Annotated in this window: 23 protein-coding genes, 1 tRNA gene and 2 pseudogenes; 19 read left to right on the top strand and 7 right to left on the bottom strand. The window is 39.8% G+C overall.

Annotation, left to right across the window (positions count from 1 at the left end):
- Positions 1–93: 93 nt before the first annotated feature.
- Positions 94–426, top strand: a pseudogene (locus tag I8751_RS25470) (transposase domain-containing protein); the annotation flags it as partial.
- A 215-nt stretch (positions 427–641) separates the two neighbouring features.
- Positions 642–1,073 carry a hypothetical protein gene (locus I8751_RS25465; RefSeq protein WP_214441866.1) on the top strand — a complete coding sequence of 144 codons (432 nt, stop codon included), beginning with the start codon at positions 642–644 and terminating at the stop codon, positions 1,071–1,073.
- Positions 1,074–1,175: 102 nt separating this feature from the next.
- Here the strand turns inward: I8751_RS25465 and I8751_RS25460 are convergent, their stop codons facing one another.
- Positions 1,176–4,292 carry a GAF domain-containing sensor histidine kinase gene (locus I8751_RS25460; protein ID WP_214441865.1) on the bottom strand — a complete coding sequence of 1,039 codons (3,117 nt, stop codon included), beginning with the start codon at positions 4,290–4,292 and terminating at the stop codon, positions 1,176–1,178.
- A 446-nt stretch (positions 4,293–4,738) separates the two neighbouring features.
- Complete coding sequence (locus I8751_RS25455) at positions 4,739–4,960, bottom strand: DUF4327 family protein (protein ID WP_214441864.1); 222 nt, start codon at positions 4,958–4,960, stop codon at positions 4,739–4,741.
- A gap of 630 nt (positions 4,961–5,590) precedes the next feature.
- On the opposite strand from I8751_RS25455, the pseudogene I8751_RS30520 reads away from it, so the two are divergent.
- The 3 genes and pseudogenes from I8751_RS30520 to I8751_RS25440 form a co-directional block, all read left to right on the top strand.
- Positions 5,591–5,688 (top strand): annotated as a pseudogene (locus I8751_RS30520) (adenosine-specific kinase); the annotation flags it as partial.
- Positions 5,689–6,011: 323 nt separating this feature from the next.
- On the top strand, positions 6,012–6,455 hold the full coding sequence (locus tag I8751_RS25445) for a hypothetical protein (RefSeq protein ID WP_214441863.1): 444 nt from the start codon (positions 6,012–6,014) through the stop codon (positions 6,453–6,455).
- Between the two features lie 217 nt (positions 6,456–6,672).
- Positions 6,673–7,137, top strand: coding sequence for an RrF2 family transcriptional regulator (locus I8751_RS25440; protein ID WP_214441862.1), 465 nt, complete (start codon positions 6,673–6,675; stop codon positions 7,135–7,137).
- Positions 7,138–7,641: 504 nt separating this feature from the next.
- On the opposite strand, the gene I8751_RS25435 is transcribed toward I8751_RS25440, so the two are convergent.
- Positions 7,642–8,082 carry a hypothetical protein gene (locus I8751_RS25435; protein ID WP_214441861.1) on the bottom strand — a complete coding sequence of 147 codons (441 nt, stop codon included), beginning with the start codon at positions 8,080–8,082 and terminating at the stop codon, positions 7,642–7,644.
- Between the two features lie 381 nt (positions 8,083–8,463).
- Here I8751_RS25435 and I8751_RS25430 point away from each other — a divergent pair, with 381 nt between their 5' ends.
- The 7 genes from I8751_RS25430 to I8751_RS25400 all read left to right on the top strand — a co-directional run bounded on the left by I8751_RS25430 (position 8,464) and on the right by I8751_RS25400 (position 15,503).
- A complete protein-coding gene (locus tag I8751_RS25430; protein WP_214441860.1) occupies positions 8,464–8,808 on the top strand; it encodes a hypothetical protein in 345 nt (114 codons plus the stop codon).
- Positions 8,809–8,867: 59 nt separating this feature from the next.
- Positions 8,868–11,042 carry a pentapeptide repeat-containing protein gene (locus I8751_RS25425; protein ID WP_214441859.1) on the top strand — a complete coding sequence of 725 codons (2,175 nt, stop codon included), beginning with the start codon at positions 8,868–8,870 and terminating at the stop codon, positions 11,040–11,042.
- A gap of 175 nt (positions 11,043–11,217) precedes the next feature.
- Entirely contained in the window at positions 11,218–11,931 is a 714-nt protein-coding gene (locus I8751_RS25420; RefSeq protein ID WP_214441858.1) for a PspA/IM30 family protein, read from the top strand.
- Positions 11,932–11,936: 5 nt separating this feature from the next.
- Complete coding sequence (locus I8751_RS25415; RefSeq protein WP_214441857.1) at positions 11,937–12,830, top strand: phosphate ABC transporter substrate-binding protein; 894 nt, start codon at positions 11,937–11,939, stop codon at positions 12,828–12,830.
- A 183-nt stretch (positions 12,831–13,013) separates the two neighbouring features.
- Positions 13,014–13,508, top strand: coding sequence for a hypothetical protein (locus I8751_RS25410; protein WP_214441856.1), 495 nt, complete (start codon positions 13,014–13,016; stop codon positions 13,506–13,508).
- 480 nt (positions 13,509–13,988) lie between these two features.
- Positions 13,989–14,357 carry a cyclic nucleotide-binding domain-containing protein gene (locus I8751_RS25405; protein WP_214441855.1) on the top strand — a complete coding sequence of 123 codons (369 nt, stop codon included), beginning with the start codon at positions 13,989–13,991 and terminating at the stop codon, positions 14,355–14,357.
- Between the two features lie 210 nt (positions 14,358–14,567).
- The gene (locus I8751_RS25400) at positions 14,568–15,503 is read left to right on the top strand and encodes a phosphotransferase family protein (RefSeq protein ID WP_225894403.1); all 936 of its coding nucleotides are present in this window, start codon (positions 14,568–14,570) and stop codon (positions 15,501–15,503) included.
- Between the two features lie 102 nt (positions 15,504–15,605).
- On the opposite strand, the gene ahcY is transcribed toward I8751_RS25400, so the two are convergent.
- The gene (gene ahcY, locus I8751_RS25395) at positions 15,606–16,883 is read right to left on the bottom strand and encodes an adenosylhomocysteinase (RefSeq protein WP_214441854.1); all 1,278 of its coding nucleotides are present in this window, start codon (positions 16,881–16,883) and stop codon (positions 15,606–15,608) included.
- A 551-nt stretch (positions 16,884–17,434) separates the two neighbouring features.
- Between ahcY and I8751_RS25390 the strand changes: the two genes are divergently transcribed.
- On the top strand, positions 17,435–19,018 hold the full coding sequence (locus tag I8751_RS25390) for a mechanosensitive ion channel family protein (RefSeq protein ID WP_214441880.1): 1,584 nt from the start codon (positions 17,435–17,437) through the stop codon (positions 19,016–19,018).
- Between the two features lie 131 nt (positions 19,019–19,149).
- Here I8751_RS25390 and I8751_RS25385 read toward each other — a convergent pair whose 3' ends face one another.
- A complete protein-coding gene (locus I8751_RS25385; protein WP_214441853.1) occupies positions 19,150–19,764 on the bottom strand; it encodes a hypothetical protein in 615 nt (204 codons plus the stop codon).
- A 123-nt stretch (positions 19,765–19,887) separates the two neighbouring features.
- Positions 19,888–19,960 (bottom strand) — tRNA-Val (locus I8751_RS25380).
- Positions 19,961–20,079: 119 nt separating this feature from the next.
- Here I8751_RS25380 and I8751_RS25375 point away from each other — a divergent pair.
- Together I8751_RS25375 and mazG are read left to right on the top strand one after the other, a co-directional pair.
- Positions 20,080–20,670, top strand: a complete 591-nt coding sequence (locus tag I8751_RS25375; protein WP_214441852.1) for a metal-binding protein — start codon at positions 20,080–20,082, stop codon at positions 20,668–20,670.
- Between the two features lie 32 nt (positions 20,671–20,702).
- Entirely contained in the window at positions 20,703–21,509 is an 807-nt protein-coding gene (gene mazG, locus I8751_RS25370) for a nucleoside triphosphate pyrophosphohydrolase (RefSeq protein WP_214441851.1), read from the top strand.
- A 38-nt stretch (positions 21,510–21,547) separates the two neighbouring features.
- Here mazG and I8751_RS25365 read toward each other — a convergent pair whose 3' ends face one another.
- On the bottom strand, positions 21,548–22,252 hold the full coding sequence (locus I8751_RS25365; protein ID WP_225894402.1) for a tetratricopeptide repeat protein: 705 nt from the start codon (positions 22,250–22,252) through the stop codon (positions 21,548–21,550).
- 256 nt (positions 22,253–22,508) lie between these two features.
- Here I8751_RS25365 and I8751_RS25360 point away from each other — a divergent pair, with 256 nt between their 5' ends.
- Genes I8751_RS25360 through I8751_RS30130 form a run of 4 tightly spaced genes read left to right on the top strand, consistent with a single transcriptional unit; the run spans position 22,509 to position 25,179 of the window.
- Positions 22,509–22,976, top strand: a complete 468-nt coding sequence (locus tag I8751_RS25360; RefSeq protein ID WP_214441850.1) for a DNA phosphorothioation-associated protein 4 — start codon at positions 22,509–22,511, stop codon at positions 22,974–22,976.
- A 27-nt stretch (positions 22,977–23,003) separates the two neighbouring features.
- Entirely contained in the window at positions 23,004–23,564 is a 561-nt protein-coding gene (locus tag I8751_RS25355) for a GIY-YIG nuclease family protein (RefSeq protein ID WP_225894401.1), read from the top strand.
- 2 nt (positions 23,565–23,566) lie between these two features.
- Entirely contained in the window at positions 23,567–24,265 is a 699-nt protein-coding gene (locus I8751_RS30135; protein ID WP_214441849.1) for a DNA sulfur modification protein DndB, read from the top strand.
- Entirely contained in the window at positions 24,220–25,179 is a 960-nt protein-coding gene (locus tag I8751_RS30130; RefSeq protein ID WP_214441848.1) for a DNA sulfur modification protein DndB, read from the top strand. Before I8751_RS30135 ends, I8751_RS30130 begins: the two co-directional genes overlap by 46 nt.
- Positions 25,180–25,246 lie beyond the last annotated feature (67 nt).

Below are 25,246 nucleotides of genomic sequence, written 5' to 3'. Positions count from 1 at the left end.
GCCGTGCATCTGAGGGATTTTTCATTGGTGTCTCCTGATATACAAAATACTGAGTTGCTGAAAGCAATCGAAATGGCTATTCCAGCAACGGCAATTGAACAGGCGATCGCTAATACCAAAACCGAAGAGGAACGCACGCGATCGCTACCAGCGCAGTTAATGGTCAGTCTGGTAATAGCAATGAGCCTGTGGTCGAGAGATTCGATGCGGGATGTACTCAAAAACTTAGTAGATGGTCTTTCTGTGGCATGGGTAAAAGTTGGCAAATATTGGCGAGTCCCTTGTAAATCAGCAATTACCCAAGCTCGACAAAGATTAGGTGCAAAGGTGATGAGCCAATTGTTTCATCAGCTGGTAAAACCAATGGCAACGGGTGATACATTGGGATGGATAGTGATTGAAGTTGCTGGTGTGGGAATTTATGGCCTACTTGCTTTATTGGGGCTGCGTTATTCAAACTGGTGGCTGATGTTAGGTTGGATGGCTCATCCACTTTGGGACATCGGGCTACATTTAGTTAATCAAGGTTCAGTATTTACTCCTGCTTGGTATGCGATCGCTTGTGTCAGCTTCGATTTACTTATAGCAATGTATATCACTGGTGTGCAGATAGGAATATTCAATTTGAGGAAACCTGAATTATGAATCTTGAGGTCAAGGGTCAGAAATTATTAAAAATTTTGCTAATTGCCAGCATCATTTCTACTGGTATTCACTTTACTGATAATTATTTATTTATCGAGCGATACCCCCAGCCAAACTGGATTACTGCCCCTTCAATTTATCAATCATGGCTCATTTTGACAGGTGTAGGAATTGCTGCCTATTGGTTGTATAAATATCGAAAGTTTTGGCTCTCTTATGGCTGTCTGCTGGTCTACTCATTAACAGGTCTAGCCAGCCCAGGACATTATATTTATGGAAGCTTGTCACAGTTTTCAGCGAAAATGCATCTTTTAATTTGGACTGATGGGTTGACAGGTTTGGCAATATTAGGATTTATCATCTGGTCAGCACTAATCCTCAAGCAGTGGCGGCAAGAACCTAGCCCAACTCAGGATGTACTGCACTAATTTATAAATATATTAACGCGGCGATCGCCTCTGAGTAATCCTCTGGGCTATAACTCTCCTCAAAATGCACAATGTTAGAGGGAGGCAATAAACACATAGAAATTATTTCATGGGAATTTCGATCCAGAACTCACAGCCATTGCCAGGTTCAGAAACACACTTAATTTTACCACCATGTTTTTCTACAATAATTTGATAGCTAATAGATAGCCCTAAACCAGTACCTTGTCCAGGTTGTTTGGTGGTAAAAAAAGGTTCAAAAATACGCGATCGCAGATTTTCAGGAATACCACAACCATTATCAGCAATACAAATTAAAACGGTATTTCCTTCTATGACTTCTGTACAAATACAAATTTTAGGCTTGTCTATAATTTCTTTAGCAGTTATTGAATGCTCTATTGCATCAATAGCATTGTTGAGAATATTCATAAATACCTGATTTATTTGAGCTGCATAGCATACGACTAAAGGCAATTCACCATATTCTTTTACTACCTCAATAGCAGAAGAATTAGCTTGTGGTTGTAGTCGATGTTGTAAAATTAACAGCGTACTATCAATACCTTCATGAAGGTCAACCGGCTTCATTCCTACTTCGTCAAGTCGCGAAAAAGTACGTAAAGATAACACTAGCTCACTGATGCGTTCTGCACCCATCATCATTGAAGTGAGAATTTTAGGTAAATCATCAGCAATAAACTCTAAATCTAATTCTGTTGCTTGCTTTTGAATTTCTGCTTTTGGCTGGGGATAATATTTTTGGTAAAGACGCAGTAATTTAAATAAGTTTTCACTGTGTTCAGTAACATAAGTGATGTTACCGTAAATGAAACTAATTGGGTTGTTAATTTCATGTGCTATTCCAGCAACTAACTGCCCTAAGCCAGCCATTTTTTCACTTTGAATCAACTGGCTTTGGGCTTGCTGTAATTCTTTAAGAGTCTGTGTTAGTTCTTCTTTTTGACGCTGAGTCTGTGCTAGTAATTCCGCTTGCTGGAGTCCTACACCTAATTGAGTACCAATCTGTACTAGCAAATCTATCTCATCTTCTTGCCAATCACGAGGTTCACTATTCTGATACGCTGCTAGTAATCCCCAAAGTTTTTCACCCTGAAAAATCGGCACAATCATATATGCCCTAGCGACCATTGGCTCAAGCAGGGCAAAATAACTCACAGAAGAATTGGTCTTGTAAATATCCTTAACGACTAGAGTTTGACCATTAGCAAAATCTCCCCCTTGGGTTTTTTGCAAATAATCATCAGCGATCGCAGGTATAATATCCTCTACTAATACCCAACTTTGGGCTAATGATTCAGCTACAAATTCACCACTCCAATCAGACCGAAATCGATAAATAGTTACTCGGTCAACTTCCAATAATCGCTGGACTTCTTTTGTACTGGTAGCAAAGATGGTTTTCAAATCAAGAGACTGACGAATTTTTTCTACCGTTGCAGCTAAAGTTTTCTCTCTTTGTGTGGCTTTGCGTTCTCGTTCAGCAGCTTTAGCTAGTTGTTCAGCTTGCACCTGCATCTGTTTCAAGGATTCAGCTTGCTGTAATGCAACCCCCAGCTGTACCCCCACTTGTGCTAGCAAATTAATTTCCTCGTCTTGCCAATAACGAGGCTGGGAGTTTTGATAAGCTACTAATAATCCCCAAAGTTTTTCACCTTGAGAGATTGGTACAAATACTTCGTTACGCGCATACTTACCTGCTTGCGTTCCTTGCAAAAAAAGGCGTTCTGTTACAGGTTGGGGCTTAACTACTGGTGTCCAGCCATCAACAATAGAATCAGCTACAAATTCGCCACTCCAGTCAGGATAGAAACGGTAAATTGCCACTCGTTCTACTTCCAATAACCGCCGGACTTCTTGAGTCGTGGTGTTAAAAATAGTATCAATGTCAAGAGATTGACGAATTTTATCTACAGTGTTCACCAACGCCCTTTGCCGTTCTGCGGCTTTGCTAATCTCTGCGGCTTGGTCTTGTGTTTGTTGTAAAAATTCCGCTTGCTGTAAGGCTACGCCTAGTTGAATGCTAACTTGAGTCAGCAAGTAAATTTCATCTTCTTGCCAATCACGGGTTTCAGCGTTTTGGTAAACCGCCAGTAAGCCCCAGAGCTTTTGACCATGATAAATGGCAATGATTATGTATGCTTTGGCTTGGTAGTTTTCTAAGACTTTAATGTAGCAGTTGCTAAAACCTGCATTATAAATATCATTACAAACACGATATATTTCACATCTACCAAAGTGACCACCCCCTGTATCTTGTAAATAGGTATCAGCTGCTGGGGGTATAACTAAATCTTTGACGCTACATTCGCTAACGTTTTCACACAATTCGGGTTGCTGTAATTGTTCATACATTAAAGAAGACCAACCCTCTGCCACTGATTCAAACACAAATTCACCGCTCCAATCTGGATTGAAGCGATAAATAGCTACGCGATCGGCATTTAGCAGCAGCCTCAGTTCTGCGGTACTTGTGCGGAAAATGCTCTCTATGTCTAAAGATTGACGGATTTTTTCGATGGTTATGGCTATGGTTTTCTGCCATTCTGCGGCTTTTTCTTTGGCTTTTGCTTGTGCTAGTTGTGCCGATTGTAATTTTACCTGTTCTAGATAATCTGCTTGCTGCAAAGCAACGGCCAAATGTTCAGCGATGAGTTGGACAAACTCAATTTCTGATGTTTCCCATTCTCTAGGAGCATCACATTGATGAATACACAACAATCCCCATAAATCTTTACCTTTCATTAGGGGAGCAGCTATATTAGCACGGACTTGGAATTTTTCTAGAATCTGGACATGGCAATCACTAGCATCGGCTTGATAGATATCAGCCATTACTTTAATGCGACCTTGCTGATATAGTCCAGCAAACTCCGTAGCAAAGCAGTGATCCCGCAGCTTAGCTGCTAGTGCAGAATTCCATTCTGCTCCTACATCCTCAGAAATAAATTCCCCTTCCCATCCCAACTCAGGATAAAAACGAAACACGCCTACTCGGTCGGTTTTTAAAAGCTGACGTGCTTCAGTGACTGTAATTTTGAAGATGGTGTCTATGTCTAGAGAATTACGAATTCGGGCAATTACTCCAGATAAGGCTTTTTGTTTCTCATCCAGATACTGGGTAAGTTTCATTTCTGACTGAGGTTGTTGCGGCTTTGAAGTTGGTTGTATAGGTTGTACAGTAGGAGAGTTTTCCATTCCCAGTAGGACTTTAAATGTAGAAAGTCTTCTATTTCATAGTTCCCTCAAGAACTCGAAAGCTAACAAAATACCAATTTATCTATCTCAGGTAATAGACATCACACGTAGGAGATATGTAGTACCAGTTGGTATAAAAAAGTTCCTGTTAGAGCATCTCAAAATTGGGACGATCTCGGTGATTTGCGTTCTTTGGAGCGATTTCAAGATATCGCTTACTTACTCGCTATTATTCCAACTTTTTGAACTTAACAGTGTTCGGTCATCGACTTTTTCACTGATGGTTTATTTGCATCTGTTTGGTTATCAAATTGCTATTGCTTTACTTATTTCTCTTTTTGACCTAAATCTCTATATTTAGTCAAGGATTTTCTATTTTGTTTTTGTTTTTGAATTTGTAATTAATTTGGTACGCTGTCGACTGGGAGTAACTTTTAATTGGCGTTTCAATCTTCTTCCCAGTTTTCACAACCCAATAGGTCTATCACCCGATCTCTAAGCAAAAATTCATTTTTTTCTAACTCTATCTCAAAACAAGCCCAGTCGCGATCGCGAATGTACTTGCAGAGAACGTAAATTGGCTGCTGGCGATTAACAAGTCCCTTTTTGACAAGTTGGCGTGCTTCTTCTTTGATAACTTCAATGTCATATTTAATAGTAGTATCCATCGTTTACCCCCTTAGGTTTTGATCCAGAAATTATAAAAAATCAATTAACTTTTGACTCTATTTTAAACTTATCAAAAAGGAATGAGGAAATTGTGAAGAATAAAAATATTGATCCTTAACTAAGTTATTTGTCATTTCAGCCTTTAGATAGACCTTCTACGGACAGATATATGCAAAATGATTTATTTAGCGGCTCAAGCCACTCACTACAAGCTTTAATAGACTACTGTAAATGATATTGGCATATTCTAAATTTAGAAAAATAGTAGATAAAATCAGTAAATTTTTCTGTACTTCATAGATATGCCATTAAAAAATCTAGAAATATACAATTTATTATTGCTAACTTTTGATTAAAGAGCAGAGAAGAAATAACATCTATTGAAAGCAGACTCTTTTAAGCTATCTAGCTTTAGTTACCATCACAAAATCTTCAACTTCTTTTTTTATTATGAAAACAGTTACCCTTGACTCAATGCTTCTCGGGGAAAGGGAAAAGGGGAAGGGGGGAAAGGGAAAGAAAAAACCTTTAACCCTTCCCCCTTCCCCTTTAACCTTTTCCCAAAACCCGATCCGAATTAAAAATACTTAAGCGAGAAGTATTGACCCTTGACTCAATAAATAAAATTGCAGTTTACTGAGGTCTGTATAATTTATTACGCCCAGCAAATCCAGTACAAATAATTGTAGCTCAAACAGAACAAGGACGAGGCATTCTCGGCGTTATTAAACATCTTGCATAAATACTTTGGTATTGCTGCAAATATCTTTAAAAGCTCGCGCAAAGGCAAGCCAGTGCGTTGGGTGGGTTCCCCGACTTGTAGCAACTGGCGCGCAAAGACGCAAAGGAGAACGCTAAATCAAGTTCTACATTTCAGTGTTTAAATATTTGTGCAAGAGGTCTATTGATAGATTTTTATCTAAGGAAATAGAAGAAACTAAGGAGGTGCAAGCGCATCAGTAGTTACTCTACTAAATTTGTTATAAGCTATGAGCTAATAGGCATTTAATTTGTAAATCATTCGATGGCAAAAGGAGCTAGCCAGAGAATATGACAATTAATTATCGAGAAAAAATAATTTCTATGTGGACAGTATTTTTACTGGGAATACTGTTTCATACACAATTGGGTTTAATGCCACTTTTCCACGGTTTAAATATTACTGAATCGCAACAAGCTTCATCAATTAGTGATATTTCTGGAATCATGTGGTTGATGTTAGGCTTTTTTGTATTGCCAATGCTAGCAATAATTGCCACAACTTTCACCGATTCTAGACAATATAGAACGATTCATTTTGGTTTGACAGTGTTTTATAGCGTTATGAACTTAATACATCTGATTTTAGATTTGCTTTTACCACAAGTTATTTGGTATCAAATCAGCTTAATGGTGCTTTTGTTCCTGATTGGTTTATTATTAAACTTCGTAGGCTTCCAATGGATGCGACTTCCAGAGAACAACTGGCAAGAACGAATCACAGTTCGTCATTAGCAGTATAGGCGATCGCTATTACCACAGACCACATTCACTAATCACTTTTGGTTATCCAAGGAAAAAATAAAAATAATTGCCATGATAGTCGAAAGTCTCTAAAGTAAAAATAATCTGTCAGCAAAAAGTTAAGTATTGAGTTTCGCTCAACACAAGTTGAGGGAAGTCTCATCAGTAACTTTATAGCTTTTACGTAGGAGATTAAAACAATACGCCAGTGGAACTCTCTAACAAATCTGAATACGCACTTCTAGCGCTGTTGGAATTGGCAAGTTGTTACGCCAGTGGCGAATCTCTGCAAATTAGACAAATAGCAGAGTTGCAAGATATACCCAGCCGCTACTTAGAACAATTACTGGCAACTTTAAGGCGTAGAGGTCTGATTAAGAGCATACGCGGTGCTAAAGGTGGTTACGTTTTGGCACGAGACCCCCGGACAATTACGCTGCTTGATGCTTTAAGTTGCATGGAAGGGTTAGATGCGTTGACGCAAAGCGGCTTGTCGCCAGACATCGCGCCTACTTGTGACACTAATACCAAGACAGTAGAAACTCAAGTAATTCAAGAAATTTGGCAAGAAGCTTGTCAGGCAGCTAATGCTGTTTTACAAAAATATACCTTACAAGACCTTTGTGAACGGCGAGTAATGCATCAACAAAAAGAAATAATGTACTACATCTAGTATCGCTGCGCGTAATTCGTAATGACGCTCTCTACGAGACGCTAAGAGGTTGTTTGAAAAGTCTAATTTATTACTCGCCCTGGCGACTAGAAGTCGCGCGCCACTTGCTTCTCCCAAGGGGAGACGCTGCGCGAACAAGTCGGGGAACCGCAAGGGCGCAGTGGCTTGGCTACACGGACAGGACGCGTAGCGGCTTACCTCCGGGAAGGCCACCTGCGTAGGTTTCAAACCCTTGTTTTTGCATTAGTCCGCCCAGGCGGTGAGGGAGTCGCAGTCTTGGCGGTTCCCGTTGATTGCGAACTCCCGAACCCGAAGGGACTTTGTTTGTGTAGTATCGAATTATATTCGCCCAAAACTTTTCAAACATCCTCTAAAAGCGTAGCTTGCTTCTCTGTAAGAGTAGGCGTAACGTAATTTGTAATTCGTAAGGGCTTGAGACATTTTTTATAAGTGATTTATATTTACGCCATCCCGTACTAGGAATAGCTTGATACCAAATACCTACTAATTCATCGGTTTTTTTTGTTGCGAAATTGAAAGAGTGTAGTTATACTGTCGTTTTGACAATTCGCCTATATAGAGCGAGTATTGTCCTGCCTGCCAGTAACCAGACAACTCTGGCTTGGTTTCTGAATAACGATCTGCTAAGACACAAAAACGACCCCCAGGGCCATCGATTAACAGCGTTGGCTGTCCAGGACTATCTACTGTTAACCGCAAGTAAGGCAGTGATTCTTTAACCTGGATAATTTGACTTGGTGCATCAGGAATGTTGCCGCAATCACTTTGAATTGAACCCCCAGATTTACCATTTAAAACTAACGGATCTGACTGTAATTTGGGATTAATTTGGACTGAGGGTACTTCAGCCCAAATAGGCTTAGTAAGTGCCAAGCTGATCACTAAAGCTGCGGGAACAATTGTAAATCGTCTACACGTCTTCATTTTAATTAATGCTCCCGACTATTTTAAGAGCGATATTAATATAAATAGTCTGGTTTAGTAGACGAGGGCAATTCGCCTATGTTCCTGAGTGCAGAGTATAAATTTTTATCGCTTAAATTAATTACTATATAGCTAAAATATGAAAAATAAATGAAGAGATGCTTTTTTGGAAAACAGAAAATCAAAGCTTAGGGATGAATTGTAGAGAGTCAAAATTATTTCCCTAATTCCTAGTGAGTAATTTCTAATCTAATGATTTTTCCCTCCAGATCAAGGTTTTCTGACCCAGACATTAGCTAAAATCACAGACACAGCCGCCAAACATCAGATTTGGTTAGTCTGTTATTGAATAAGCATCCTAAACTGAGGTAGAAAAAATTAATGAATCCTCAACCTGAAGAAGACTTGCAACGCCGTCTCCAAAAGCTAGAAGCAGAGATTAATTCCTCGCCTGTTGACGTTGTGCAATCACAAGAACCAAAAAAGACATCTGAGTCTAGTTTCTTCGACTTTAAATCGCATTTTAAGCGATCGCAACTTTGGTTTAACAACTTGTCTAAAATGAGCCAGGTTATATTTTTGGGTGTGGCAGTGCTATTGGGCTTGGCAATAGTTCAAGCAGTGCTAAAACTAGTGGCATCTGCAATTAGTCTGGCAGTCTTAGCAGGGTTAGTGTATCTTGGATACAAATTTTTTGTGGCTGGCAGCTTTCGCAATAAGCAATAGTCTATGTTAACTGCGCCGAAAGCGGCGCAAACAAAAATAAAGTCAAAGGAAATTATACGATGGCGACTCCAAGTGTGAGGAGAAGTAGTAATAAATCTAGTTTGTCAAAAACATCACAAACAACCAATTCACTGCCGTTAGTAACCAGGCGTTTTGCTGCTTGGACAACTGAAATCACACTAGTGATTGTCAGTGGGTTGGTTCCCTTCGGAATTGGTGCTTACATCAATTCTAGAAGTGATGTGAGCCGCGTACCCCTGAACCCTTTGCTAGTAGTCACCGAAAGAGCGATCGCTCGTCCCCTGGCTCTACCTGCTAGCTATGGCATCCGTAACGTAGCAGGGCCGACTAATTATTTGTGGATAATAGCTTTATTAGCACCCTTGACGCTTTCATGGTGGCAATTATATTTACTGGCTAAAACTGGTAGTACTATTCCCAAGCGTCGATTTGGTGTGCGGATTGTTAACGAGCAAGGTATAGCACCGGGTTTAGCCGCTGTTGTAATACGCGAAGGAATTGGTCGATGGACTGTACCTATGTCTGTCGCCTATATTCTTTGGCGTTACAGCTTTGCCTTTCCGAACTTAGGATTATTCACATTTTTGGCTGTATTGATGGTGCTTGGTGAAGGGATGGCCTTGCCTTCACGCCAAGGACGACGCGCATTACACGATTGGCTAGCTGGTACTTACGCCATAGATAGCAATCGCCCCTTGCCAACTTCATCAGTAGCTAGCAAAGGACAAAGTTTACCTGTAAGAGCAAATGAAGTTGATCATCAAGAAGAGGGAAATGAGCAAGTAGCTGCCCCAGTGATGGCGATCGCCACAGAAGCTCCCAGTCTTCGCAGCTTATGGCGGCGAATGCGGCAAAATCCTAGCCTCACTTTGTTTGGGGTAGCACTAACTAGTATGACTGCTGTCCTAGCAACTTTAATCGCTACTCAAGTCTATATTCAAACTCAGCAAACCCAGCGTGAAAGCAAACAAATTAACAGTCAAAAATTTTTAGCACTAGTAAAACAACTGAGTCCCAACTCTGGCGCTACTAATGAAGAACGCCAGAGTGTAATTTTGGCGATGGGTGGTCTCAATGATCCGCAGTCTATCCAATTTCTAACGGATCTTCTAGTTAACGAAACCAACCCCATCCTTGTAGATACAATTCAACAAGCTTTGACAAGTATTGGGACTAAAACCATCCCAGAATTGAAAAACAAAAATCAGTTTCTGGCTGGCGAGTTAGCATCTGTAGGTAATAATCCCCAAGAGAAAGAATTACGCCAGAAGCGTTTACAAATTAACCAGCAAACAATCAACAAAATTCTCACTGTTTACAGTGGTAAAACGGAGAGCATCGATCTCAGCCGCAGCCAATTGAGTCAAAATGGCGCTTTGGGAAGTTCCTTTTTTAACTTGGTTTTAGAAAACGTTGATTTGTCAGGAGTAAATTTCAAATCTGCAAATCTTAATCAAGCCAGTTTTAAAGGTAGTCGCTTCCGGGGAGTTGGTGAAGATGAACGTTTGGATACTTACGACGATGCGATCGCTGATTTGAGTCAAACTCAAATGAAGCAGGTGAATTTTACCGATGCTAACCTGAGTCGTGTCATCATGACCGGTAGCGATTTAAGTCGCGCTACCCTCAACAGAGCTAATTTATCGAATGCACGTTTAGTTGGTGCTAACCTCAGCAGCACTCAATTAGTGAGTGCAGATTTACAGAACGCAGTTTTAGAAAATGCCAGCTTGACTGGGGCAGATTTAGGTGACGCAAAATTAAACGAAGCTAATCTATATGGTGCGCGTTTAGGTCGCGTCATTGCCATAGGAACCCAATTATCGTCAGCTAACTTAACAAAAACTGATTGGCAAGGATCAGATTTATCTGGAGCCGATTTGGAACGCGCCAATCTCAGCAATGCTAACCTCAGCGCCACTCGTTTAACTGGTGCTACTTTGCGTTCTGCCAAAATGGAAAATGCCAATTTGCGAAATGCTGATTTGAGCCTTGTAGATTTACGAGGGGCGAATGTCGCAGGAGCAGATTTTCAAAACACAATTCTGACACCTGCTAGACAAGATCCAGCAGATCAATTTGTCCAAACACCAGATTTAGGCTCAGTATCTGCTGTAGTCAAAGGGGTTGATTTTTCTAAAGCCAAAAACTTAGATGCGAAACAAATAGCTTACATTTGTACTCAAGGAGGCATTCATCCCAATTGTCCGTAGGCAGTAAGAGGAATTGGAGCAGGGGAAGCAGGGGCGATAAAGAAACAAACCCCTGACCCTTACTCCACCTTCCCCTTCTTCGTAAAAGCTTTACCTTGAAGATGCGATGGAATTAATGGGAATTTAATTAAATTGGGAATATCAAGAAAAAATTTGAGTCCAATAGGTGTTTTATATGAAAAAAGCTGTGTACTGGTTAATGGGTGAAAGAGCAGGACGAACCATAGTCGGTACTTGGAATTGGCTATGGGGAATGCCTGTAGAATCTGGTGGCAAAGTGGCTGTCGCTGTCGCTGAAGAATCACTGCAATCAATGCAAGAATCGGTGCAAAAACTGGCTCAAGCTGTGGCTATGCAAGAAGGTTCTTACAAAATAGCTAAAAACAAATACGAAGTGAAAGTCAAAGAATTACGAACCTTAGAGCAACAAGCAAACATTGCCCAGCGTAATGGTAATCAAGAAGCAGCGCGGATGGCAATGACCAAAGCAATTCAAACAGAACAAATTTTGCCCAAGTTAGAGGAGATGGTCAAGCAGGCTGAAACATCTGTAAATGCCTCTAAAGATAAGCTAAACCGGGAGCGCATGAAGCTAGAAACCTATAAAGCTGATATGCAAAATATGAAAGATATATCAGAAGTGAACGAAGCATTAGCGATGATTGCCAAAGTCAATAATGAATTTAACATTGGTTCGGCTAAAAGTGACTTTGAAAAAGCTAAAAATGCAGTTGAACGTCGAAATTTACAGACAGACGCTTTAGCTGAAATGTCTGAAAACACAACTGAAAAACTCCAGGCTGAGATAGAACAAATGACCGTAGATGATGAAGTTTCTCGGCGTTTGCAGATGTTAAATGAGTCAACTATTAACCAACTACCAGAGTAAAAAGTATGAGTAAGAGAAGCGCTCCGCCTCCAATTGTTTTTATCCTTTTATTTCTAGTTTTACTGGGTGGTGGTTACTGGTACTTCTTCAAACGGCAACCAGCACCCACGGATACTATTTCTTCTTCAATTAACACAACTTCTGGTAGTAATTCCACTTTCCCATCTCCAAGTTCAGTATCTGGCGGTACTACCGTGAGGATAGAGGGTTCTACCAGTATGGTGACAATCAACCAAAATCTTAAAAGAGCTTTTGAAAGACAGTTTCCAGGTACTAATGTTGTGACTACTGCCAGTGGTTCTGACAAAGGTATTGCAGATCTTATTGCAGGTCAAGCAGATATTGCAGCCATATCTCGACCTTTGACTACACAAGAACAGAGTCAAGGATTAGTGGCAATTCCTGTGACAACAGATGCGATCGCTGTTGTTGTTGGCAAAGCAAATCCTTTTAATCAAAGATTAACCAGCGCCCAAGTCGCAGATATATTTCAGGGTAAAATTAATAACTGGTCAGCAGTGGGTGGTAATAATAAAACTATCCGAGTCATTAATCGACCAGCAATCAGTGGCACACATCAAACATTTCAAGAAGTAGTGCTGAAGGGAGCTAATTTTGGGACGACACCCAATATCACAACATTACAACGAGATGCCACAACTCCTTTACTCCAAGCTTTGGGAACTGATGGCGTAGGTTACGCTACCTTTGCACAAGTTGCTAATCAGCAAACAGTGAGATCATTGGCGATCGATGGTTTGACTCCAGATGCAAGTGGTTATCCCTACCAACGGCAGCTGTTTTATGTTTATAAGAATCCTGCTAGTCCTGGAGTTAAAGCGTTCTTAGGTTACGCAACTTCGCCTCAAGGCCAACAATTTACAATACTCAATAATTAATTCATTTACTCCAAACCTACCTTCTGGCGGTTAATTATTCATAACTTTGGACTTTTGCAAAAAGTTTAGTATAAGTCATTAATAATTTGTGTTGTCATTACTCATCACGGATGACCATCAACAGAGATAACATAAGTATTCAAAGGTACATTTAAAATTCAACATGGTGTGAGGAGTCGGGTAATGAAATATATTAAGTATTTAGTCTCACTTCTAGGAAGTGGCGCTGTCTTGAGTATGACTGTCAGCGTTCAACCAGCACAAGCTCAAGTTGCCTACGGCAGCTATGTTGGTATCGGGCCAACTGTTGGTATTACTGACGGTATCCAATTAGGAGGAGTTCTAGCCCTCCGCTACAAACTTTTAGAAGCACCAATTTCTTTTCGTGCCCAAGCATTAATTGGTAACAATACAGCAGTTGTACCAACGGTTTCCTACGATGTGCCGATCAACTGGCAAACTGATGCCTACTTAGGAGCTGGGTTAGTTTTGGCCGGTGGTGGTAACTCTTCTCCTGTTGGAGACAAAATTAGTTTTGCTTTGCAACCAGGAATTGATTACGTCGTTCCAAATAGTAATACTGTTCTTTTTGGTAACGCCATCATTGCTTTTGATGCCTACCGTGATAGTGGTGGTACGGCTGTCTCTGTACAAGGTGGTGTGGGTTTAAGATTTTAATTATTTCATGGCGATGCTTACCTCCCCACCCACAAGGGGAAGCCAGGCTCAAAGAATAATGGATGGGGTGTAATGCAGATTCAATGGAAAGGTAGTGATGGCAAAACTTATCAAGAAGTATCGAATAAAGCGACATTCTCGGTTAATTGCACACTTGCTGCACCTGGAGGACTCAAGCAGTGAAGAATACAGACTCACCCAATGTCAGAAGTAGCGTCAGTAGATAAAAGTACAAATAGCAGAAGTGGTTCCGACCATCACAGCCGGAACCACTTCTGCTACACCCCTTGCACAATAAAAAATATACCCGTGTCAAGGACTGTATGTCTGCCAAATTGCCAAAAACTTATTTTTTGGATACTAACCCGGAACTTATCTGGAGGTAATAGTTAATCAACAGAAAGTAGTATACTTTTCTGGGCTCTTGCATAGCCTATCCCAAAGATTTATTTAAAAATAAGGAATTTTAGGTCTATTCTCATGTTAAGCCCCGTAATTACAGTTAGTATCTTTCAAAAACAACCAAATCCTCAAACATTTGCAGCAGGTGAAGTTATTTTTGAAGAAGGACAGCCCGGCGATTTTATGTTTGGGATTGTTCAAGGAGAAGTAGATATATTAGTCAATGGTAAAGTTGTAGAAACAATTGAGACAGGCGAAGTTTTTGGTACAGGAGTACTTGTAGGCGTAGAAAATAGAACATATACAGCGATCGCCAAGACTGATTGTCAACTTGCTTCTCTTGATGAAAAAAGGTTTCTCTTTGCGGTTCAAGAAACACCGATGTTTGCCTTAATGGTAATCAAAAACTACTCAGAGCGCCTGACTCGCTTGCAGCGTATGCTCTAAAGCATTTCATACCAATTCGTGCAGGAGAACTTTCACTTTACCCAAAGCAGGTGAAGTTCTCCTGAATATTACAGATAATTGGCTTCGGATGATGTTAGATTTATTTTTAAGGATATTCTAAGGGAGTTAAGCAACAGTGTTGCGTTGGTAGGACAAACACACGAATCAGTTACATCGCTTCTGTCGGACGAAATCTCCGAGTAATTTTGATTGTTTGTTGTCATCGTAAAATCTGCTGTGAATAATATTCCTTCCTCTTATCTGGATAAAATTCGTGCCATTTATCCGAATATTTCCTTTGACCATCTGGATTTGAATCAAGATGGCATGGTCAATGATGTAGTTGTGGTTAACCATCAGCTTGTCTGTCGCTTCGCCAAAGAAGATTGGGGAAAACAAGTACTTTCTCATGAAGCCAAAGTATTGGAAGTGGTACAACGCTATATTGATTTACCGATTCCCCGTTTTGAACATTTGGAAGAAGCCTTTGTTACTTATCGATATCTCAAAGGTGAACCGCTTTCCCGTAACACTCTGTTAAAGTTGAGCAAAACCGCACAAACCCGTATTATTTCTCAACTTGCTACATTTCACCGACAACTGCACAGCATTCCAACGGAAGTTTTAGCCCAAGCTGGGGTATCTTTCTCTGATGCAGTGCGATCGCGTGAAGATTGGTTGCAGTTGTACGATGATGTTCAAGAAACTCTCTTTCCTCACCTTTGGCGACACCAGCAAACTTGGATACATGAATTGTTTAGACCTGTGGTATCAGGTGAACTTGATCTGAGTTATACGCCTGTACTGATTCACGGCGATTTGCCTGTGTATCATATCCTCTTTAACCCAGAATCACAAAGCATTAGTGGCATTATCGATTTTGGCGTTGCTGGCTTAGGAGACCCGGCTTGTGATATCGCCACCCAACTGGGCAATTATGGAGAAAATATTGTACAGCTGATGGAAAGTGACTATCCAATGTTAAGAGACGTAATTAACCGCGCACGTTTCTGGGTAGGAACACTTGAGCTTCAATGGTCATTGATTGGGGTGAAATATAATGATGTCTCGTTATCTTTAGCACATATTGGTTGGGCTAGGGAGGTTCAACCTGTAGGGACAGTGTTTAATCCTAAAAATTGCTGAAATAAAAGTGGGATAGACAATTTGCCTATCCCACAAAAATTTAAAGATTGAGTTATCGCTTCAGTTCTACTGTTGCGTCAGCAGGAAAATTCTGGGGTTCGCTCAAGTTCCGCTAGTCCAAGAATTGGTATACTCAATTTGCTCTGGTGTCAGGGTATCGATGTTAATTCCAATTGCTTGCAACTTCAGTCGAGCAATTTCTTGATCGACATCGGTGGGAATTGAATGCAAACCAGGTTCTAACTTACCTTTATTCTTCACCAGATATTCACAAGCTAAAGCCTGATTGGCAAAGCTCATATCCATAACTGCACTGGGATGTCCTTCCGCAGCGGCGAGGTTAATCAAGCGTCCTTCACCTAGAACTATCACTGATTTGCCGCTTGGCAAGCGATACTCTTCGGTAAAAGGGCGTACTTGCTTGACTTCTTTAGCCTTAGCCTTCAAAGATTTCAGGTCAATTTCAATATCAAAGTGACCAGAGTTACAAACGATCGCACCGTCTTTCATCACATCGAAATGTTCGGCGCGAATGACGTGCTTGTTACCAGTAACTGTAATGAACAAATCACCTTGAGGAGCAGCTTCTGCCATTGGTAAAACGCGGAAACCATCCATCACAGCTTCAATTGCCTTGATGGGGTCGATTTCGGTAACAATCACATTAGCGCCAAGACCACGGGCCCGGAGTGCAGTACCTTTACCACACCAGCCATAACCAGCAACGACAATGTTTTTACCAGCCAGCAGAACATTTGTAGCCCGGATAATGCCATCTAGGGTTGATTGCCCTGTACCATAGCGATTATCAAAGAAGTGCTTGGTGTCTGCGTCATTGACGTTCATGGCGGGGAAGGTGAGAACGCCATCTTTGAACATGGCACGCAGGCGCACAATTCCTGTTGTTGTTTCTTCTGTAGTGCCAATCAAATCGGCAATTTGATCTTGGCGTTCTTGAATTAAAGTGGCTACCACGTCGCTACCATCATCAATAATAATGTTGGGGCGATGATCTAAGGCAATTTGAACGTGGCGATTATAAGTTTCGTTGTCTTCGCCTTTTTGAGCAAAAACGGGAATTTCATGATCGACGACGAGGCTAGCAGCTACGTCATCTTGAGTTGATAGGGGATTACTAGCAATCAAAACAGCGTCTGCACCACCAGCTTTGAGAGCAATAGCTAGATGTGCTGTTTCTGTTGTAACGTGACAACAAGCCACAAGGCGAATCCCAGCAAAGGGTTTTTCTTGGGCAAAGCGATCGCGGATTTGCTTCAAGACTGGCATTTCGCGTCCAGCCCATTCAATGCGCTGTCTTCCCAAGCTAGCCAGGGCGAGGTCTTTAACCTCGTGCTTTAATCGGGGAGAAGTTGCGGTCATTAAATATTACCTCAAAAATGTAAAAAAAGCTACGTAATTAATTACGTACTTTACTAGTTTATGCCACGACTTGCGATTTTTGGCTGTAATTACCAAAAACCGATGTCAATGGTTCTGTGGACTAGCTTGACGTTTGATCAGCGTAATGTCAACTTCGTTTTTAGTTTTTTTCTTTTTCATTTATCTTTGATAAGAGATTATCAAAGACTCTTCTAAGTCTTACCAAAACAAATAAGTAATTTGCCATCTATCTTAAAAGGTAATATTTCCGAAAATTAGGAAGATTTTGTGATGTGGAGATAAAAACTTAACCTTAGATAGGTACAATTACCCAAATTACTAGTTAAATGTGGAGGTGACTATAGAAATAGTCAATATTTGTAAATTTTGCTCAAGGAGGTATCTGAGTGCGCTTTCAATTTTTGGCGATCGCCAAGCGAGTCCCACTTTTGGAGGTATATAATCAAGCCTCCCATCCATCTGTAAGGCGGGTGCAGTCCAAACAAAGTTTAGGTAGGGGTGTGATAGTAGCGATCGCAGGTACAATAGCTATGGCTGTTGCACCTATGCCAAAAGCTACAGCCCAGGTTCCTATGCTACCTCTTCTACAATCTCCCAACAATGTCAATAGCGAAGCGGATGACAGGATTGTTTCGGGGTGGATTTATTTGGATGGTTATCAATTATTTCAAATAGCAGGAACAAGAAGCAATTTTCCCGAACGTTCACGAAATATTCAACAAAATTTGAATCAAATCCGCCAAGATTACTTGCGCTCATCTACAGACGAAATCGACATACAGACCCCCTCATTAAACGGATTACCAGTTATCTATGTTAATGGCCGCTACTTAATGACCGTCACTACCGAAGATGCCAGGTTGCGAAGGGAAGAGCCATCTGTATCGGCAAGTCAAATCACCGAACAGTTGAAGGAATCTTTGCAATTGGCCAAAGAGGAGCGACAAACTCAATCTTTAATCAACCAAGGTCAAATTGCTGGTGGTATTGTGCTGGCAATGATTGTGATCAGCGGCGGAGTATATTACTGGCAGCGTCATTTAAGAGATCATTCAAAACCTGCTATCCTCCCGATTTCACGAAAAGCTCAACAGATAACAACTCAACTAAATCAACAAAAAGATAAACACCTCCAAGAAGTCAAAAAAAGGTTATTTCAATTAACTCAAACTGGGATTTGGGGAAGTGGAATTGTGTTTATTTTGGGTCTATTTCCCTATACACGACCGTTTCAGGTAGGAATTCTCACAGTTGCCCAAATACCTTTAAGGTTGGGTGTGGTAGTTTTAGGAACTTATGTGGCGATTCGTTTCACTTATGCCTTGATTGACCGTTTCACCTCAACTTTAATTAGCAGTGGTGCTTTATTAAACTCAGAAACTTCTGAACGAATGCAGCTGCGAGTCTCGACATTTTCTGGTGTGACTAAAAGTATTACTACAGGTGTCTGGTTAGGAGTTGGCATTTTACTAGCATTGGTATCTTTGGGTATAGATATCGTTCCCTTGCTAGCAGGTGCAGGTTTAATTGGTGTTGCAGTGTCTTTGGCTTCACAAAACTTGATTAAAGACGCGATTAACGGCTTTCTCGTGATCATAGAAGACCAGTACGCTTTAGGTGATGTGATTGCTGTTGGAGATGTGGGAGGCTTAGTAGAAAATCTTAATCTGCGGATGACCCAGTTGCGGGATGCCGAAGGACGCTTAATCACGATTCCCAATAGTGAAATTAAAGTTGTGGCTAATCTTTCTAGTCGCTGGTCACGAGCCGATTTAACAATACCCATTTCCTATCAAACTGATATTGACCATGCTTTGCAGTTGATTAAAAATGTCGCTTTGGAGATGGATCAAGATCCGCAATGGCAACATCAAATTTTGGAAACTCCGCAAGTTTTGGGGATAGATAATTTTGGCGATCGCGGTTTGATGATTCGTGTGTGGATAAAAACACAACCGCTTAAACAATGGGATGTCGCACGAGAGTACCGTCGGCGCTTGAAAATTACCTTGGATGAAGCTGGAATTTCTATTCCTGTACCTCAACAATCAATTTGGGTTAACGATTCTCACTTACTTAGTTATGAGGGAAATGGCAAAACTGATCAGTTTTAGTTTTACCTATACGCTTTGAAAAGCTAAATCCATAAGTTTGCCGCAATGGCAAACTTATGGATTGTACAATGACTAACAAAAGGTATTAAGGTTTGATACCATGCTATTTAAAAATAATTCTATCTTGATAATTAAACAGCAGCTAGAACAGTCTCGAAAGGTTGTAGTAAAATGCCTATAATTTTATCAACTTCTTTGATATAGTATTCAATTTCATCAATATAAACAATCGAACCTTCTAAAAATAAAAACTTCCAGGTAGTGCCAGTAGTAACAGAACCATAAATACGCTCAACCTCATTACCTTTATTTTGATTAAATAACTGTGCTGCAACCATAGCTGCCACACATTGACCAAGACCACCAATAATATCTTCTTTTTTAGCTTCAAATATTATAGCTACCGGAGCATTAATATATAATTGCTCTTTAGAACCACTAATAATATAATCACAAAAACCCTGTAAGCCTCTTTGTGCGTCAACATTAAATTCATTACCACAAAAGAGGGAAACTTCGTTATTCAACAATCGTCTTACCTCCGCTAAAATTGGTGCAATTAAAAACTCCGATCTAGCTTTTTCAGTTGAAATAGATGTTGCTAACGGTATGTAATCACTAAGAAGAGTTCTTAAGGTTGTAGATGGCAATACTGGTAGTAGATCACCAAACAAATTATAGCTTTCGTCTAAAGTCAAACCAAAATTGTTTTTAACTTTTGCAAGGCTGAAATCATTGTAAGCCATTCCTCTACCTTGATGATCTCAAACGTTAATTTCATAGATAAAATCCCCTGAAATTAATCCGTGATTGCGGGTAATTTCAGGGGATTTAAATTAAGTAGCCGCCGTAAGGTGGCTTTTTAAGTATGGGCAGTACCAGACTCGAACTGATGACATCCTGCTTGTAAGGCAGGCGCTCTACCAACTGAGCTAACCGCCCGTTTAACTAATCCTTAACTAATATAGCAGAACATTTTGCATTGCGCTAGTAGTTTTGGGAAAATCTTTTTTCTCTTATACTGGCTCAGTATTAAGTTACTCAGAGAGGAAGAATTTAGAATGCCCTCTGGTCGGACGCACGATCGCATTACTTTGTATGCTCTACCATTGATAGCGGGTGTGACGTTCTGGCAGACTCGTAGCAGCAATGTGACTTTGTTAGTTGCAGGCGGGTTTTTATTTGGAGGGCTGATGTTTGGCCCTGATTTGGATATTTACTCTGTGCAATTTCAGCGCTGGGGTTTCTTGCGTTGGATTTGGCTACCTTATCAAAAAAGTCTCCGTCATCGTTCTTTTTTATCTCACGGGCCAATTATTGGCACGATTCTGCGGATACTTTATCTGGGGTGTTTGCTAGCTATTTTGACAATTTTAGTGTTGGTAATTGCCGAAAAGCTGTGGAATCTGAGTTTTACTTGGCAGGATTTGGGTGGAACTGTCGGGCGATCGCTCGTAAATTACGATACTGAATATATCGCTCTCTTTTTGGGTTTAGAACTCGGTGCGATGAGCCATTCTCTCAGCGATTGGGGCGGTTCGGCATACAAACGCTTTCAAAAGCAAGGGTTTAGGGGGTTGTTTCCTAGTCGTAAACTTAAGAAGCGTAAAATAGTGAGGAGTGGTATTCGTCGGTCTAAGCCAAAGAAATAATTTTTGAAACGCAGAGGTACGCGGAGTTTTTTATGGATGAAAGTTTGGCGGCGTTACAAGAGTTGATTGAGGTGGTGGCGAAATTGCGATCGCCTGATGGTGGTTGTCCTTGGGATTTGGCTCAAACTCCCGAAACGCTGACACCTTATGTGATCGAAGAAGCTTATGAAGTGGTAGATGCAATTAAAAATGGAGATAAAGAAGCGATCGCCGAAGAATTAGGAGATTTATTATTACAAGTAGTATTGCAAGCCCAAATCGCTAGTGAATCTGGACAATTTGCTTTAGTAGAGGTAGCACAAGGTATTTCCCAAAAGTTGATTCGCCGTCATCCCCATGTATTTGGTGATGTGTCAGTACAGAGTGTAGATGAAGTGCGACAAAATTGGGAACAAATTAAAGCTGCGGAAAAAGGTGAACCATCCCCAAATAATCAAAAACTGAGTGCTAAACTCAGTCGATATGGGCGTACCCTTCCCCCACTCACAGCAGCAATGAAGATTTCCCAAAAGGCTGCGGCGGTTGGGTTTGAATGGGAAAATATTGATGGAGTCTGGGAAAAATTTCATGAAGAATTGGGGGAGTTTCAACAGGCTTTGGCTGAGGAAACACCTGCAAGACAACAAGCAGAATTAGGTGATTTACTGTTTGCGGTGATTCAATTAGCCCGTTGGTATAATCTTGACCCTAGTACGGCTTTGCAAGGTACAAATCAACGATTTGTGCAGCGGTTAGAAAAAATGGAAGCGGTTAGCGATCGCCCCCTTTCTGATTACAGTTTGGATGAGTTAGAAACTCTCTGGCAACAGGCAAAAACCCAACTTGCCAAAGAGCAATAATACATAATTGGTCTGGACATGAGGGATTTTTTAACAATCTAGATGAAGAATGATCCATAAGTAAAAGCCGTTGGGTTTTGGTCGTTAATGATTCCCAAAAGGGGAGTTTTAAGATTTTTCTGCTGGCAAATTTGGCGAATAACTTTAGCTGTTTCTGGACTGAGGTCTTCAACTTCTGCTAATTCTACCCAACGAGTCTGGTAAAGCCAGTGTTGGGTTAAATCCATCAAAAATGGAGATAGGAAAAAGGCAACGATATTGAAAATTAGTGTAATACCAATTGCGATCGCCAGTCCTTGGAGTGGATCGTTGCTACCTAAAATAAATACTAAGCTCAAGCCTAAAGCCAATACCATGCCAAACAACAAGGTCATGGTGACACCAGAGGCTAACACTAGAGAGCCACCTACACCCCCCATTGCTAGTTTGACACCAGTTGTAGCAGCACGTCCGGCTTTTTGGGTGGTGCTAGACTGGGTTGCTACGTTTTTGGGTAAGGATTGGCTAGCTTGTTCTGCCCAGTTGCGAATTTGTGGGTTTTCATTCATCATTAACTTCTGACACAGGCTCGTGGCTTTTTCGATTTCGCCTGTACCTTGATAAGCTTTCATCAGCCACATCTGTGCAGAAAGATAATCTGAAGAATTGTGTTGACCACAATTTCGGCAGAACTGTTCTAGCAACTCAACTGCTTCTTGATAACGTCCTTGGTGAAAGGCATCTAATCCAGATTGTAATGACATAGGGTCTCCTGCTTAAAGGAGTGATATTTGATCCATCAATACTCAATAGAACCAGCCTTCGTCATCGCAATTACGCAAAAGAGGAAAGTATAAATTATTTTATTTGTTTAGAAACGAACCACAGAGGCGCAGAGGACACGGAGAAGAATGGGCGATCGCTACTGTTAATTGGTATAAAATAGTGCGTAGGCGTAGCCCGCCGTAGGCATCGCTTTTGCTTTTCAGTTAATATGACAACATAGTAAATATTAATATCATGGCTGCAAATAGAATCAGGGTTGCTAAAGATAAAGCTGAGTTAGTGAAATCTCTAGTCGCATCAAAAGACACAACTGGCCCTTTTCAAACTTATGCTGATGTGATTGTGTTTGCAGCAGCTTTAGGTGCAAAGCATAAAAAGCGAATTGCTTTAGGGGAGATATCTAAAAGAGACCCTGATCCCATCCCACAAGAGCATTTTTTATCAAAAGGATATGATATGCTGATCAAGTTATTGGCAATAACTACAAATAAAGATATTAATATTATTTCATCTAATGATGAACATTATGATACCCAACGTATTCAAATTTTCGAGGAGTACGCCAATGGAGGACTAGAGTTATTACAAAATGAATTTCGTGGTGCAGTAGACTATTCAGAAAGACTATTGTTGATTTTAAAGCATAATGATTTTCCAGAAAGCTTTGGCGAATTTGAGTTTGATTTAAGTAAATTTGTTTAAAAAATGTGATAAAGATATTTAGTTTATATGGCAATACAAGAAACAATACATGATGATTTTTTTCAAAATTTTATAGTAGCTACAGCAACTATTTCTGCAATCTATGATATTCCAGATAGAACGGGAATATATGCTTTTTACCATGCATTTGATTTTGCAGAAAATAATTTAGCTACTGCTATTAATGAACGGATTAGTCAAACTGTATTCACAACCAAATTTATTGAAGACGATGCCAGAAAAAAATTCACAATAGATACATGTGGAAAACCAGTTACCTTATCAGATAATATGCATAGCTTCATCAGAAGTGTATCTATGCCAAAAGATAGGCGTAATCTTAAAAAGCTTCTTTTAACTTGCAGTATTTTACAATGTCCAGACTATATTGGTTATGCTTCTAGTTTACAAAAAAGATTTAAACAACATTTAGAAAACGATAATGGTTTTTTTGCAAGATATGGTAATTTAAGACCTCAAGATGAATTTCTATTTCTATGTTTTCCTTGTTCCGAGGATATTGCTAGGGAACTTGAAAGTTTACTAATTCAGCTTTGCCAGCCAAAATTTAATACACAGAGGAGTTAACTATGGAAGAACTAGATGATCAATCACCAGAAACTATTGAATATAAAGCCATTACAGGTACTTTTGGTGAAGTTCGTTACTTTCTTACAACTCTTGATCATAGTGATGCAGCAGAGAATATTAGATTTGCTGGCGAACTTCAGGGGAAATGGGGCTTTTCGGAAAGAGTTCAAAGAAAATTAGATGAAAAAAGGGCAGAGACAGAACTCTTTGCATATTTAGCAAAAAATGGCATTAAATTTTTTAATTCTCTAGTTATTGTTCTTCTTCCTAACTCAGATGAGCAGACAGAATTTTGGGACTTTTCGCACGTTATGAGTAAAGGTAAACCTCTTGAGAAATGGGTCAATTTAAAATTATATAAAGGTGTTTCTCGAATAGTTATAGATGGTCAACATCGTTTGTTGTCTTTAAAAAAGTACTGGAATGTACATATAGACAAACAGTCTTTATCTCCCCAAGAGATATTAGAAGGTTGTACCTGTGAAGAGCCTTTTGATATTCCAGTGGTCTATTTAGTTTTTGGAAATTTAGGTCGAGTTGGATACTCTGAAGAAACTGTTTCAATACGGGATGAAGCAATTAAAGCTACTCGTAATATATTTACAGTAATAAATAATACTGCTAAACGAATTATCGCCAAACTCAACTTTTATTGGATGATACAAAACTCTCTGCACTCATTCCTAGAAAACTTTTAGAAGAAAATGTATTAGAAGATAAAATTGTAAAATGGTCATCCAAATCTACAAATTTAACACAGGCTGACCCTTATTTAACAACAATAGATTTAATCAGTAAATGCGCTGTAGAAATTTTAATAGATTATAAAAAGACTGCTTTAAAAAAGACTTTAAATTCTCCAATTGATAGAGAGAATGCAATGAAGAATTATTACGAATCTCATCCTAAAATTCATCATATAGGAACTAGAGATATTTTCAAATGGTTTTTTTATGAACTTCAACCGTTCCAGGATTGGCTTTATCAACTCGAACACTTAGGTATAAGCGTTCCTCCTCAACCAGAAGAAATTAAATTACAAGCTACTCAAAAAGAGCAACTTAAAAAGTTAAGAGAATCAAATATTCTATACACTGTCCTTGGGCAACGTATTGTTTTTTTTGCTATTTCACGATTTATTTTAAGAGTTAAGGCTGAATATCGGATTCCATCTCTTTTAGATGCTATTGCTAAAAGTATAGGTAAGATGTATGACAAAGGTTTTTTGGATAGAAATGCACCTCATTGGAAAAATTTAATTGTACAGCCTAATGAAAAACTCACTATGATTACAACTGGTTCTGGAGGCGATAAATGTATAGACCTTCTCAGAATGATATTTCTTAATACATCTGATGGAGTACGTGAATTGATTAAAAGTACTCGTGAAGATGTAGATAGTGAAGTAAATTGGACTATGGATATGATAGCTAGTTGGAGAAAACAGTTTTTTGTCGAGTTGCCTATAGTTGAATTTATAGAAGATGACAGTACGTCTAAAGAGGATGATGAGATCACAAATTTTTCAAATGAAAGAAATGAAGATAATGATGAAGAAATGTTTGATGAAATAGAAGATGAGATGGATGATGAGAGTGAAATTAACGAGTAAATATTGACTTTTCACAGTAGAACTTAATTTGAGCCTACTGTAACCGAAGAATTGCTGAGTTGTGTTA

It is taken from the genome of Atlanticothrix silvestris CENA357, from assembly GCF_016056295.1.
GTDB classification, from domain to species: Bacteria; Cyanobacteriota; Cyanobacteriia; order Cyanobacteriales; family Nostocaceae; genus Atlanticothrix; species Atlanticothrix silvestris.
Note: the sequence above shows the minus strand (reverse complement) of the source record. Positions and strands in the feature narration are given on the sequence as shown.

Excerpts from the sequence above, each read along its gene's own strand:
- I8751_RS25465 (WP_214441866.1), top strand. The coding sequence starts at position 642 with ATGAATCTTGAGGTCAAGGGTCAGAAATTATTAAAAATTTTGCTAATT.
- I8751_RS25460 (WP_214441865.1), bottom strand. The coding sequence starts at position 4,292 with ATGGAAAACTCTCCTACTGTACAACCTATACAACCAACTTCAAAGCCG.
- I8751_RS25455 (WP_214441864.1), bottom strand. The coding sequence starts at position 4,960 with ATGGATACTACTATTAAATATGACATTGAAGTTATCAAAGAAGAAGCA.
- I8751_RS25445 (WP_214441863.1), top strand. The coding sequence starts at position 6,012 with ATGACAATTAATTATCGAGAAAAAATAATTTCTATGTGGACAGTATTT.
- I8751_RS25435 (WP_214441861.1), bottom strand. The coding sequence starts at position 8,082 with ATGAAGACGTGTAGACGATTTACAATTGTTCCCGCAGCTTTAGTGATC.
- I8751_RS25430 (WP_214441860.1), top strand. The coding sequence starts at position 8,464 with ATGAATCCTCAACCTGAAGAAGACTTGCAACGCCGTCTCCAAAAGCTA.
- I8751_RS25425 (WP_214441859.1), top strand. The coding sequence starts at position 8,868 with ATGGCGACTCCAAGTGTGAGGAGAAGTAGTAATAAATCTAGTTTGTCA.
- I8751_RS25420 (WP_214441858.1), top strand. The coding sequence starts at position 11,218 with ATGAAAAAAGCTGTGTACTGGTTAATGGGTGAAAGAGCAGGACGAACC.
- I8751_RS25415 (WP_214441857.1), top strand. The coding sequence starts at position 11,937 with ATGAGTAAGAGAAGCGCTCCGCCTCCAATTGTTTTTATCCTTTTATTT.
- I8751_RS25410 (WP_214441856.1), top strand. The coding sequence starts at position 13,014 with ATGAAATATATTAAGTATTTAGTCTCACTTCTAGGAAGTGGCGCTGTC.
- I8751_RS25405 (WP_214441855.1), top strand. The coding sequence starts at position 13,989 with ATGTTAAGCCCCGTAATTACAGTTAGTATCTTTCAAAAACAACCAAAT.
- ahcY (WP_214441854.1), bottom strand. The coding sequence starts at position 16,883 with ATGACCGCAACTTCTCCCCGATTAAAGCACGAGGTTAAAGACCTCGCC.
- I8751_RS25390 (WP_214441880.1), top strand. The coding sequence starts at position 17,435 with ATGGCTGTTGCACCTATGCCAAAAGCTACAGCCCAGGTTCCTATGCTA.
- I8751_RS25385 (WP_214441853.1), bottom strand. The coding sequence starts at position 19,764 with ATGGCTTACAATGATTTCAGCCTTGCAAAAGTTAAAAACAATTTTGGT.
- I8751_RS25375 (WP_214441852.1), top strand. The coding sequence starts at position 20,080 with ATGCCCTCTGGTCGGACGCACGATCGCATTACTTTGTATGCTCTACCA.
- mazG (WP_214441851.1), top strand. The coding sequence starts at position 20,703 with ATGGATGAAAGTTTGGCGGCGTTACAAGAGTTGATTGAGGTGGTGGCG.
- I8751_RS25365 (WP_225894402.1), bottom strand. The coding sequence starts at position 22,252 with ATGTCATTACAATCTGGATTAGATGCCTTTCACCAAGGACGTTATCAA.
- I8751_RS25360 (WP_214441850.1), top strand. The coding sequence starts at position 22,509 with ATGGCTGCAAATAGAATCAGGGTTGCTAAAGATAAAGCTGAGTTAGTG.
- I8751_RS25355 (WP_225894401.1), top strand. The coding sequence starts at position 23,004 with ATGGCAATACAAGAAACAATACATGATGATTTTTTTCAAAATTTTATA.
- I8751_RS30135 (WP_214441849.1), top strand. The coding sequence starts at position 23,567 with ATGGAAGAACTAGATGATCAATCACCAGAAACTATTGAATATAAAGCC.